An 11,732-nucleotide genomic window follows, 5' to 3' on the forward strand; every position below is an offset into this window, starting at 1 on the left:
GTTTTATCTGCCGATTAAAACAAATATATAAAACTAGATTAAATTAAAAATGAGGAAAACCGTAAACAACTTGATTTATTCAAAACTCCATTTTTTATCTTTTTTAATAGTTCAAGACAACCTTTTTAGGTTTTTTTATCTCTATTAAATAAAGGTCAGGATTGGTTTTACATTCACCTAACATGTTCTAACAAACCTAAATTAGTATGCATTGTATTTTGTTTTTAGGAATTCCCGGGAATCTTGGGAAAATGCGGGAATTCTGGGAATCCCTTATCAACAAAGGGCTCAAAGTGCCTTTCCTTTGCCATAGAAATTAGTTCACGTTTTATCTGCAGATTAAAACAAAAACATAAAACTAGTTCAAATTAACAGTGGAAAACCGTAAGACCGAGTTTATTCGGGAAGTATAAATAACGTCTTACAGTTCTACACGGTTTACTTCCCCAAAAATCAATTTTGGTATTGCCATTAACAAGCTCCGGATAATCCGGACGGCCATACTCATGTCTAATTTCTAAATTAAATTAAAATGAAAAAACTATTACTATTAAGCGCTTTCGCTTTGTTATTTACTATATTTTCTTGTACTGCTGATGAATATGAAACTCAGCCAAAAAAGAAAACAGAAAAAATTATTGATCATTCAAAATCAACTCAGGCTGATGGTCCTGGTGACGAACCAAAACTTCCACCACCACCACCGCCAACTGATGAATAAATATATTTTTAGTATCTAATTAATCACTATTTTCGGGGAAAGTAAATTTATATGTTACGGTCCCCGTTTTTTTATTTTATTATATTTCTTTTTCTTTTTTCCTGTCAGGAAAAAAAGATCATAAACCCACATATAAAATCTTTAAAAAAAGAAGCATTTAGTTTGCGAGATAAAGGAATTACAGATTATGAAAAACAAAACTTTACTACTGCTTTTTATGAATTTAATAAATCCAAAATACTTTTTGAAAGTTTAAAAGATAGTGCCAATCTGGGATACATACTTATTTCAATAGCAACAATTCAACAAGTTAATGGTGATTACTATGGTAGTAAGGAGACCGCAACAGAAGCATTAGCTTATTATAAAAAAAAGAATGTATACACCTCTTCAATAAATAATATATTAGGTGTCGCTGATAAAGAACTATCTCTTTATGATGATGCTATTTTTTACTATAAGGAATCCATAAAAGATGAGCCAGATCTTATCGCTAAATATGCCCCTTTGAGCAATATTGCAACTGTCTTTATCTACCAAAAAAAATATGATAAGGCTATTACCCTCATAGAATCTATATTAAGTAAAAAATTATCAAAACAACTATCTCATAAATCTTTATCGCGATTGCAAGATAATCTGGGTTATGCCTATTTTAAAAATGGAATGAATGAAAAAGGATTTAATTTAATGTATGAAGCCCTTCAGACAAGAAATAAAATCAAGGACACTTATGGAAGTATTGAAAGTTATCTGCATCTGGCCGATTATTATGCTAAAAAAGACATTCCAAAATCAGATGAAAATGCTTTTGCAGCTTATAATGCAGCTACTAAACTAAATAGTGTTGATGAAAGATTAGAAGCGCTCCAAATTTTAATTTCAAATGATCATAGTCTTCAAAAACGCAAATATGTTCAACAGTATTTTACGTTAAATGACAGTATCATAAAGGTTAGAAACAACTTTAAAAATAAATCGGCCAAAATTAAATACGATTCTAAAAAAGAAAAAGATGAAAACGAAAAACTTCGCTTAGAAAAAGCAGAAAACCTATTATCTATTCAAAAAGATAAATATTTACGAATTGTATTTGCTATTGTTTTTATCTTTTTAGTCATTTTAATAGCCCTTTTAATTCGTTATTATAAAAATAAGAGCAAGGCTATAGAATTTAAAACTTCGTATAACACCGAAACCCGTATTGCTAAAAAAATCCATGATGAATTGGCAAACGATGTCTATCATGTAATTGCTTTTGCCGAATCTCAGCCATTATCGAAAGAAAGCACTAAAGAGAATCTACTCCAGAAATTAGATGATATCTACGGGCGTGTGAGAGGAATATCAAAAGAAAACAATAGAATTGATACTGGAATGGAATTTACCAACAGCATAAAAGAAATGCTTTTGGCTTATGATACCAAGGAAAGAAATATTATTGTCAATAATTTAGAAGACATCAACTGGGAAATTATTGATGATACAAAAAAAATTGCCATTAGTCGAATTTTACAGGAACTAATGGTGAATATGAAAAAACACAGTAAGGCAAGTTTAGTGCTTATAAAATTTGAAAACGATCACAAATCTATTTTAATACACTATACTGATAATGGTATAGGCTGCGAAAAAACGAAGATGATAAAAAATGGTCTTCTTAACATGGAAAGCCGTATTCAGGCAGTTAAAGGAACTATCGATTTTGATACTGAACCTGATAAAGGGTTTAAGGCAAAAATTGCTATGCCGAAATAAATTTTTAAATTCCCAAATTTCAAATTCCAAATTCCAAATTCCAAATTTTAGCTGTTCTGATTATTTTTTTTCAAGATGGTCAATGTCCAATACATCACTCAATTTACTTAAACTAGATTTTGAGAATCGTCTGAATGCCAATTCGATAAATACATATCTAATCATTAATAATTGTAGTATTGCCACAAGTATAAAGATTATTGAAAACTCTTCTTTGTTAGAAAAAAACTGAGCAATTAAGCCAAAGAAAGGAAAGCATAATAAAACACTTAGCAAAATTCGGAAGGCTTTATTTATTTCCACTTCAACTTGTCCCTCTTTGTTCACAATTTCCCCAGTTAAAACACAAAATGCACCTTTTCCAATTTCTGAAGATATTATTTTAAATGTGTTGTTTTTAATTATTCCACGAAATGATTTGTCGGTTATTTTTGAAGTTAAACTTTCAGACAGTTCAGTTCTTCTTTTTAAACGTTCAAGAGTTTCTGTTTCTTCTCCAATTATTTTGAAAGTATAATCGTTTTTTGGAAATATGTTCATTCGTTTTTTTGTTTTTAAAATTAGGTACAACGTTTTGGGACTACAGCTGATTTGGGGCAAATTTAGCCCTATTTTCTAATTTGATAATATCTTAAAGATAAAACCAACTTTCTATTAGATCGATTACCAAAATGAGTTGTAATAGGGTTTAGGAACTGGATTTATAGGTCTGTTTTTATTTTTTGTTCAGTTTGTATCTTAAATGGGTTGTTAATTCTGATGGAATAACTTCTGTAATTTGCAAGTTATATTTTTCTTTGTCAATGCCGTCAAAAAGTCGTATACCGCTACCTAAAAAAACCGGAGCAATATGAATAAAAAACTCGTCAATAAGTCCGGCATTTAAAAACTGTTGGATTGTATTTGCACCACCTTGAATTCTTATATCCTTGCCTTTTGCCGATTGTCTTGCCTGGTCCAAAACGGCTGTTGTGCGATGTACTTATTTTGCTTTATAAAGTTTCAATTTTTTCTCTTCGGGATTGATTTTTACATAGCCACCTCTTATTGTTACAAATACATTCTTCTTATCAAGTACAACTACAGAAGTTGGATAAAGTCCATCCCAAAATAAATTATCAAATATTGTCTTTAACTTCAAGTTTTCATCAATTATATAAAATCCTTTACTTCCTGCTAGATAAATGCAATTGTTATATATAGACATAGCTGATGGAGCATCTTCAAGATTTAAAGCTCCGGAAATAAAAAAATTATCATTATTGTACTTAATAGTATAAAGTCCTCCGGAATTTAATCCCATATGCGATAAGCCGCCTAGCAAATAAATTGAATCTTTAATTCCAAAAATAAATTTTACATTCCCGCTTTTAAGTAGTTTACAATCTTTAAGGACTTTATTAATTGGATCCGTTTCGTTAGTCATTAGACCTCCAAACCAGTTTGGTTTAATATCTATCCCTTTTTTTCCATTAACATAAAATATTTTAGTTGAATCTTTTTGTCTGTAGTATAACCCTCCTCCAAATTCTCCCATATCGATGCCAAGCAATTTTCCACTGGGAATATCATATTCAACAGAAGACGCATACTTGTATTTTGATACTTTTATCTTAGCTGATTCTAATGTAAAAACAAACTCTTTGCCTGATGAATGATTAAAATCATACCATTCTTTGCTTTCCACATCAGGAATTTTGCATTCTTCAAAGTCATTTAATGAATAATTTTGGCTAAAGCAAAATGATATATTAAATAAAAATATCATTGAAAATATTTTCATTAGATTCTTTTTTTAATGTGTTATGAGTGTATATGGCCCAACATATTGGCACTACAGCGTGTTTTGGACTAAAATAAGCCTATTATTTAGGATTTGCAAAATCACTAAATCCGTTGTAGCTGTTGAGGTGCGTAGTTATGCCGTTCTTTCTTTTAATATTTTGTCGAAATCTGTTCCCAATTTATCAATCGATCCATCTGAAAAATGACAAAAATAAATCTCTCCATTTTTATCATTTTCTTTTATGGTAATTATTCCATAGTCAAATTCAACTAAATGAAAATAATCTCCATCATCTAATCCTGTTCTTTGTATTTCAGAAATTCCGGAAATTCGAAAATCATTAAATTCCAAGCCTTCAGTTTGTTCAATTATTTTTATATAGCCATTTGGAAGTACCGAGTCAATTTTTCGCTTAAATATCTCAATTTGCTGTGGAATTAACGGATTAAAGGCAACTTTAATTGGTTTCACTTTTGCAATCTCTCCAATTACGCCACCAAAATTAGGAATTATCTTGAATTCTGTTTTTTCAATAGTAATTAGAACTTTCTCATTTGGATCATTGTTAATCTTTTTGCCAGTTACTTCAATATTATCTGTTTTTTGAATCAACTTAGGATTGGGTCTGATTTTCCATCCCCAAATCCTACCATCATAACTATTAAAATCAATACTGTATTTTTCTTCGTTTACCTTAAATCTAATAGTTGCAATTTTACTTTCATCTTGTCTTGGGTACTTAAACTTAGGCGACATTTTTTTATCTCCATATAGCTCTATTGACATACTCTTCTCCCAATATTGCCTCCATTTACGTTTATTTTCGAAGTATTCAATTTGCATCTTAATCTTGTCAGCTAAATCAGGGTCAAACATAGATGTAAAAATATCTAAAAGTTTTTTTTCAAGTTTCGTATAGCCCTTATTGTTGAATTTTGGTCTTCGGATTTGAATTAAAATAAATGCTAATCCAAAATATAAAATTATTAGTCCTGCAATTATACTTAATAATGTTATCAATATTTTCATGTTTAGTATTTCGGTTCTTTATTATGCACCACAACGTTCTGTTACTCCAGCGGGTTTGGGATTAAATTAAACCCATTCTTTGGATTTGCCAAAGCATCCAAATACAAAACCAATTTTAAATTAAGCCAAATACCCAAATTGCTGGTAGTGGCTGTTATGGGCAGTATTACCATTCGCGCCACTGTTCGGTTATATCTTCGTCTTTTTGGTTATAGCCTTTTTTATAGCCTGCCGAAATAATGATTTCTGCAATTTGTTCTCTTTCACCAGTCTCAATAAGTTGATCGCCACATTTTTTATTGAGTTCGTTTAACTCTTGGATTTTTGACTTGATTATTTCAATTCCATCTTTTTTTGAGTTACTCTTTGCGATTTCTAAGATATAGCTTTGCAAGATTACTACACATTGATTTACATCTTTCTCTGTATAATCTGGATTTGCTTCATTCATATAGCTAATCATACCAGTTTTAAGAGTTTCAATATTAATCAGTAAGTCTTGATACTCCTTTGGAACATCAGACTTTTTAAAATCAGACTTGTTAGAATTCTGCGCACATGAATTAAGGGAAAATGCTAAGAGTAGAAAGATTTTTATTTTCATTGTTTCTATTTAAACGAAAGGTTGTCTAATATTGCCCATAACGTTCTGGTATTACAGCGGGTTTGGGATTAAATTAAGGCCTATTTTCGGATTTGCCAAATCATCCCAAATACTAGGCCAACTTTCCATTAAGCCAATTGCCCAAATCCGTTGTAGTGGCTGTTGTGCGTTCGGTTTTATTCTTCGTCATATTCTTCAATCTCTTCAAATATTCGCGTATAGTTTGAAAATTCGGTGTCTTTCAGACTTTCTTGGATTACTGATTTTGCTGTTTCAAAGTCAATAACGTAGCAACAAACTTCCATAGTTCCACTTCCAATACTTCCTCCGTCGCAATGTCCAAGTCCTGTCCAACCCAATACATCATCCATTTTATTTTGAAGTCGAGTTCTTTTTTCAACATCTTCCGCAGTTCCCATTCCTTCAACTAAGAACTCAATCAATAGAGTAGAATGATTTTCAATGTCTACTTCTTGATAACCATCTTTGCAATAATTATCAATTTCTTTTTGAATCTCTTTTCTAAAGCTTGAAAAAAGTTTAGAACTTACTTCTCTATATTCACCACGTTTTCCAACTATTCCTTTGTGAATAGCTCCTTTTTTTTCGCTTATATCCCAAGTTTCCCAAAAGTGTATTGCAGAGTCAATTCGTTTGTAAAGTTTCATAGTTATATTTTTCTGAATAATTTCCGTATGTTTTCGAGATTCGTGTAAACTGACGCATAACGTTCTCGCACTACAAGCAGTTTGGGACTAAATTAAGCCTAAACTTTCGGTTTTACCAAATCTTCCAAATGCGAAACCATATTTAAATTTAGCCTAAAACCCAAATTGCTTGTAGCGTGTGTTATGTGGCGTGCTTTCATCTCTGGTTCAGAATCTCTAATATTTCTTCAGAAGGGGCATCGCAATCTGAGTTCGTTAAATACAAATCAAAAGCTTGATTCAAGACTTCTTTGACAATTTTAGATAACTGCTTTTTGGTAACACTTTTTTCTGGAAAGTCATAATCTATTTCAAGATTAAAAATGATATCGTCAACCTCCGTTTCATAGTCATTTAAATCTTGGATGCTATGTTCAGCATTTCCCAGAGGATTCCAGTGCTTTAGTATCGACTTAATTTGTTCAATCTTTTGTTGATTCATTTTGTCTGCAGATGTTTATGTTTAGCTTCAGAGCCTTATTTAGTATTGGGATTTGATGTTTAGTTTATGATTTTAATTTTTTAATATCTAGTTCGGTAGCATGCCACATAACGTCTTGGCACTACAGCGGGTTTGGGACTAAATTAAGACCATTTTTCGGATTTGCCAAATCATCCCAAATACAAAACCATCTTTCCATTAAGCCCAATGCCCAAATCCGTTGTAGTAGCTGTTAGGCGCCGTTTATTCTCTATATTCATATTCATTATAACCTAATTGTCCATTGTTGTCAAATTCAACATAAAAAATATCTCCGTCATCAAAATATTTCCATTTTCCACTTTCATATTCTTTATCACTGCTATAAATTGTATAAGAATTATCAGGATTTAATTTAAGAATACAATCAGGACAGTCTTTGTATTTTGTTAGCTCATATTCTCCAACATAACTCTGTTCAAGTTCATTTTTTTGGCTATTCTTTGTGAAAACCCAAATTAAATAAATTCCAAAAACTATAATTGATAAAAAAACAAGTATGTGCCTCGTTTTTCCTGTCTTCCAAATACCATAAATTAAAAGGGTAAGACTGATTGCAATAAAAAGAAAGTGTCCGATAAATTGAAATAATTCTCCAAGTCCTGATGTACTCATAATATTGTTTAAATGTCGCCTAACGTTCTCGCGCTTGTGGCTGTTGTGGAGTTTTGAAAACGAGTATTTTCGGTTTAACGAAAATCTCCTTGAAAAACGTTAATTCCACTAAATTCCACAATAGCCACAAACGTGTGTTGTAAGCAGTTTTTTATTACCAAATGATTGACCAATAGATTAAAGTCCTTTTTTCTTTACTTATTGCTACTCCTTTGGAGTATCCATTTTTCCATTGATTTGGCATTTGTAAATCAGTCATCAAACTAAATTTTTTGAAGTGGTTACCTTTTTTTGCCTCCAAAACGTAAATGTCGAATGTACCGTCCAAATAAGACTCAAAATTTTTACTTGGATTTGAATAATTTATAAAGTTTGGAATTGGATAAAGACTGTTATAGCAGTCTTGATTTATTAGATTTTCATTCGATATGATAACTTCACTTCTGTTTTCATTTGTTTCGATTGTCTCAAATCTATTTACAATTAATAGACAGCTATCTTTAGATTTATAATGTCCAATTGATTTTTTAATTAATGACTTTACCTTTTTAAATTCTTCTGGATTTACTTTATATTTATAAAGTATAAAGCCAACGTCATTTTTTGATGTATTTTTATTGTTGACATAAGTGGTATATTCTGATAAAGTATTAGGGAATTGATTCACAAAATTTTTATCAAATTCATTTTTACTTGCAATATATTTTTTGAGTTGTTCTGCATCAAAAGATTTTTGATTACAACTAAATAAAACAGAGATTATTAAAAAATTTAATTTCATTCTTGCAATGTTAATTTGTTCTAATTTTATAACTATGAGGAAAATTGCTTACAACGTTCTGTTACTACAGCGGGTTTGGGACTAAATTAATCCCATTCTTCGGATTTGCCAAATTATCCCAAATACAAAACCATTTTCTTATTAAGCCCAATGCCCAAATGCGTTGTAGTAGCTGTTGTGTGCTGTTTTTTTTACGTTTTCGTTTTCAATATTTTGTATTCTTTTCTGCTTTCCACTATTATTAATATTGAATTTAAAACAAATAAATAATACCCATATTTAATTTGTCTGATATCTTCTATCTGCTCCCAAAAACACAATAAAATAGTAGCAGTAAATAAAAAAACTAAATTTAAGGAACTCATTATGATTATCTGTTTAAATTTTTTTAGGAATGAAATTAGAAACATTATAAATGTGAAAATTATAATCAAAGTAAAATTCAACATCATGTAAAAAGTTTTGTCAGCAAAAAATCTAATTTCAAAATTTTTGTAGCTTTCAAATCCCAAAAAATATGCGTTATGTGTAAATTCCTTTTTTGAGTTTTTCAGCCATATTTCTTTTTCAATTTTATCTTTTGCAATAATTTTCTGTTTTTCAATTTTGCTTACTTCAACATAATTTCGAATTGTATCATTGATTTTACTTACTGCATTATATACAATTTTCGTATTTATTGAGTCTTCTACTAAACCTGTAAATTCAGATTTGTATGCTGGAGAATTTTTTAATGATTTATCTGAACAAGTTTGTAAAAAAGGTAAACTAAAAATAAGTAAACTTATACTTATCAAAGTTTTAAGGCGAATATTTTCTTTCATATTTTCTTTTCCACTAAATTTTCTGGTAAAATAGCACACAACGTCCCGCTACTACAGCGGGTTTGGGACTAAATTAAGCCCATTCTTCGGATTTGCCAAATCATTACAAATACAAAACCATTTTTCCATTAGCCTACTGCCCAAATTCGTTGTAGTAGCTGTTATGCCCAGTTTGTTTTCAACGACATTTTTCTAAAGCTAATCTCAAAGATTTTCCGATTAATTCAAAATCTTCGTTGTTTTCAATTGTAATTTTACCTTCACCTGAGAAATGGTATCCTTTTCGATCACCAGTCGTTCCGCCGTTAACGGTTGGAGAGAATTCAATCTTATCGTTTTGCCGATAAATATTGACACAAAGTGAATCTTTCATTTGAGCTTTCATGGATTTTAATCCTGTAAATTTTTTATATATTTCATAATTCTCTTTTCTAGTTTCATGGCTTAGCTTTTTTATAGTTCTAGATAAAGACAGATGCTTTAAAATTGCTTCTCCAATTTCAATATCTGACGAATTACTACTTAGTATTGTAATTTCTTTTGATCTTGTAGAATATGCATTAATTATTTTATCGTAAGTCTTAAAGAAAATTCGATCAGGATATTTTATTACGCTGATACTTTGTCTAATATCTTTGGTGTTACTAAAAAGTTTTTTAAGGATATTCATTTCTCAAGTTCTTGTTTTCAAATTGGGCATAACGTTCTCGCGCTACAAGCAGTTTGGGATTAAATTAAGCCTTATCTTCGGATTTGCCAAATCTTCCAAATACAAAACCAAATTTAAATTAAGCCTAAAACCCAAATTGTTTGTAGCGTGTGTTGGGGGCAGTAACAACACGCTAAGTTGAGCAAGAGTGTGTTTTTATTACAATATTTTATTTCTATTTTCAAACGTATTTATGGGATTAAAGATTTTATGAATTTAGCTGTTATGCCTAATTTATAGAGATTATGGCCTGGACCGCTTATAAAGTTCCAAGAAATTATAAAATAGAATAAAATAGTTGGTATACAAGATACTAGAAAATAAGTTTGTAAATCAAATTTTGGTTTTCCCACTCTTTCGATAAAGTCTTTTCCCCAACTTTTATAATACAATATAGATTTAAATCCAGAAAAACTTATACTTATTGCCCCCACTATTGAAAGAGGGATTATTACATTAGAAATATTTAATGATGGCAGAATAATGCAGAAAAAAAATAAAAGTCCTACCAACAAAGACAGCCATAAAATGAATACTCTTTTATTTTGCTTTGGGTATGTTGTTAATTGATGTTCTGAAATTTTATCCTTAGCCATTTCTATTATGGTATCAAATCCATCAGGATTGATTTCTTTTTGCTTTAAGAATCTTTCAATACCGTTGTCACCATCTAATGGTGTTATTGATAAAAAATCTCTCCAACCAACTAACATTTCTTTGAAATCTTGTAAAGGAATTACATCAATAACATTTTTTACATCACGATCCATTACCTCAACTCCATTAGTAGTAAGAAAAGCAACTTCATAACTACTGCTGACATCTGGATCTTCTTCGATAGAGCTGAAATCACCATTAATTGTAGTAGTTGTCATATCAATATATTCATTTAAAGTTGAAACATCTTTTATTGATTGAATATATCCAAGACCTCCTGTGGCAATTTTATAAACTCTGCCATCAACTATCTTATTGATGAATTTTATGTTGTATTTTTCTAATGCATTCATATTAGTAAGGTTTCATCACTAGTTCTTTCGTTTAAATTTCAGCTATTTTCAGGCTACTTTTATCTATATTAAAACATTTTGCCTAGCTTTCGACGTCCTAATTAAAGCTGTTTCTACTACTTCTACGGAGTTATTGCCCCCCAACGTTCTCGCGCTACAAGCAGTTTGGGATAAGTCAGCGATGTCTTTCGGATTTGCCAAATCTTCCAAATACAAACCAATTTTTTTAATTAAGCCAAATCCCCAAATTGCTTGTAGCGTGTGTTAGTGGCTGTTACTTTAGTATGAATAAATCTCCACCATCAAAACCTGTAGCTATTGCTTTTGCTTTTTCAAGAAAGCTATTTTTAAAGTTTGGCGACTGTATATAGTTTTCAATATTTTTTTTAACGTCGGCAAGAATCAATTCCCAATCAACTCCATTTTGTCCTAGTGGTAAGTATTTATTTTTCGGTTCAAAATCCGTATTACACGCCCAATCTTCGTCTTCGTCAAATTCTTCTGAGCCTACTAAGTAAGTTTCATAACCATCTTCCGTTTCGAGAATCCCAAAATAATAAGCTTGAATGTCAGCATTTGGTTTTTCTGTTTTTAGAATCTGGTCTAACCAATCGTTAAATATGTTTTCTGTCATTTTTTATTGTTTTAGGATGCTTTTTGGTTTCTGTTTTTCTTGTGTAATAGCCACTAACGTTCTGGCGCTTAGC

At 30.5% G+C, this 11,732-nt stretch carries 15 protein-coding genes; 2 read left to right on the plus strand and 13 right to left on the minus strand.

Translation table 11 applies throughout. The annotated features are described in order from the left end of the window. Nucleotides 1–532: 532 nt before the first annotated feature. Together B0A65_RS11405 and B0A65_RS11410 are read left to right on the plus strand one after the other, a co-directional pair. On the plus strand, nt 533–721 hold the full coding sequence (locus B0A65_RS11405) for a hypothetical protein (protein WP_074658989.1): 189 nt from the start codon (nt 533–535) through the stop codon (nt 719–721). Between the two features lie 162 nt (nt 722–883). Beyond that, complete coding sequence (locus tag B0A65_RS11410; protein WP_317044608.1) at nt 884–2,479, plus strand: tetratricopeptide repeat-containing sensor histidine kinase; 1,596 nt, start codon at nt 884–886, stop codon at nt 2,477–2,479. A 60-nt stretch (nt 2,480–2,539) separates the two neighbouring features. Here B0A65_RS11410 and B0A65_RS11415 read toward each other — a convergent pair whose 3' ends face one another. From B0A65_RS11415 to B0A65_RS11475, 13 genes are all read right to left on the minus strand, one after another. After that, nucleotides 2,540–3,019, minus strand: a complete 480-nt coding sequence (locus B0A65_RS11415) for a hypothetical protein (protein ID WP_074658993.1) — start codon at nt 3,017–3,019, stop codon at nt 2,540–2,542. Nucleotides 3,020–3,194: 175 nt separating this feature from the next. Continuing rightward, nucleotides 3,195–3,440 carry a dihydrofolate reductase family protein gene (locus B0A65_RS11420; RefSeq protein ID WP_207556424.1) on the minus strand — a complete coding sequence of 82 codons (246 nt, stop codon included), beginning with the start codon at nt 3,438–3,440 and terminating at the stop codon, nt 3,195–3,197. Nucleotides 3,441–3,461: 21 nt separating this feature from the next. Next, the gene (locus B0A65_RS11425) at nt 3,462–4,262 is read right to left on the minus strand and encodes a hypothetical protein (RefSeq protein WP_123890330.1); all 801 of its coding nucleotides are present in this window, start codon (nt 4,260–4,262) and stop codon (nt 3,462–3,464) included. Nucleotides 4,263–4,397: 135 nt separating this feature from the next. After that, on the minus strand, nt 4,398–5,294 hold the full coding sequence (locus B0A65_RS11430) for an SMI1/KNR4 family protein (RefSeq protein ID WP_074658996.1): 897 nt from the start codon (nt 5,292–5,294) through the stop codon (nt 4,398–4,400). 166 nt (nt 5,295–5,460) lie between these two features. Beyond that, nucleotides 5,461–5,898 carry a hypothetical protein gene (locus B0A65_RS11435; protein ID WP_074658998.1) on the minus strand — a complete coding sequence of 146 codons (438 nt, stop codon included), beginning with the start codon at nt 5,896–5,898 and terminating at the stop codon, nt 5,461–5,463. A 176-nt stretch (nt 5,899–6,074) separates the two neighbouring features. Further along, nucleotides 6,075–6,566 (minus strand): hypothetical protein, encoded by a 492-nt coding sequence (locus B0A65_RS11440; protein ID WP_074659000.1) that lies wholly within the window; start codon nt 6,564–6,566, stop codon nt 6,075–6,077. Between the two features lie 196 nt (nt 6,567–6,762). After that, a complete protein-coding gene (locus tag B0A65_RS11445; protein ID WP_074659001.1) occupies nt 6,763–7,047 on the minus strand; it encodes a hypothetical protein in 285 nt (94 codons plus the stop codon). Between the two features lie 243 nt (nt 7,048–7,290). Continuing rightward, nucleotides 7,291–7,701, minus strand: a complete 411-nt coding sequence (locus tag B0A65_RS11450; RefSeq protein ID WP_074659002.1) for a hypothetical protein — start codon at nt 7,699–7,701, stop codon at nt 7,291–7,293. A gap of 154 nt (nt 7,702–7,855) precedes the next feature. Continuing rightward, the gene (locus B0A65_RS11455; RefSeq protein WP_074659003.1) at nt 7,856–8,482 is read right to left on the minus strand and encodes a hypothetical protein; all 627 of its coding nucleotides are present in this window, start codon (nt 8,480–8,482) and stop codon (nt 7,856–7,858) included. A gap of 191 nt (nt 8,483–8,673) precedes the next feature. Further along, the gene (locus B0A65_RS11460) at nt 8,674–9,306 is read right to left on the minus strand and encodes a hypothetical protein (RefSeq protein WP_074659004.1); all 633 of its coding nucleotides are present in this window, start codon (nt 9,304–9,306) and stop codon (nt 8,674–8,676) included. Nucleotides 9,307–9,484: 178 nt separating this feature from the next. Beyond that, nucleotides 9,485–9,976, minus strand: coding sequence for a contact-dependent growth inhibition system immunity protein (locus B0A65_RS11465; protein ID WP_074659005.1), 492 nt, complete (start codon nt 9,974–9,976; stop codon nt 9,485–9,487). Nucleotides 9,977–10,206: 230 nt separating this feature from the next. Then, nucleotides 10,207–11,025 carry a hypothetical protein gene (locus tag B0A65_RS11470; protein WP_074659006.1) on the minus strand — a complete coding sequence of 273 codons (819 nt, stop codon included), beginning with the start codon at nt 11,023–11,025 and terminating at the stop codon, nt 10,207–10,209. A gap of 274 nt (nt 11,026–11,299) precedes the next feature. Then, a complete protein-coding gene (locus B0A65_RS11475; protein WP_074659007.1) occupies nt 11,300–11,659 on the minus strand; it encodes a hypothetical protein in 360 nt (119 codons plus the stop codon). Nucleotides 11,660–11,732 lie beyond the last annotated feature (73 nt).

This window comes from Flavobacterium frigidimaris (assembly GCF_002217275.1).
Classification (GTDB): Bacteria; Bacteroidota; Bacteroidia; order Flavobacteriales; family Flavobacteriaceae; genus Flavobacterium; species Flavobacterium aquidurense.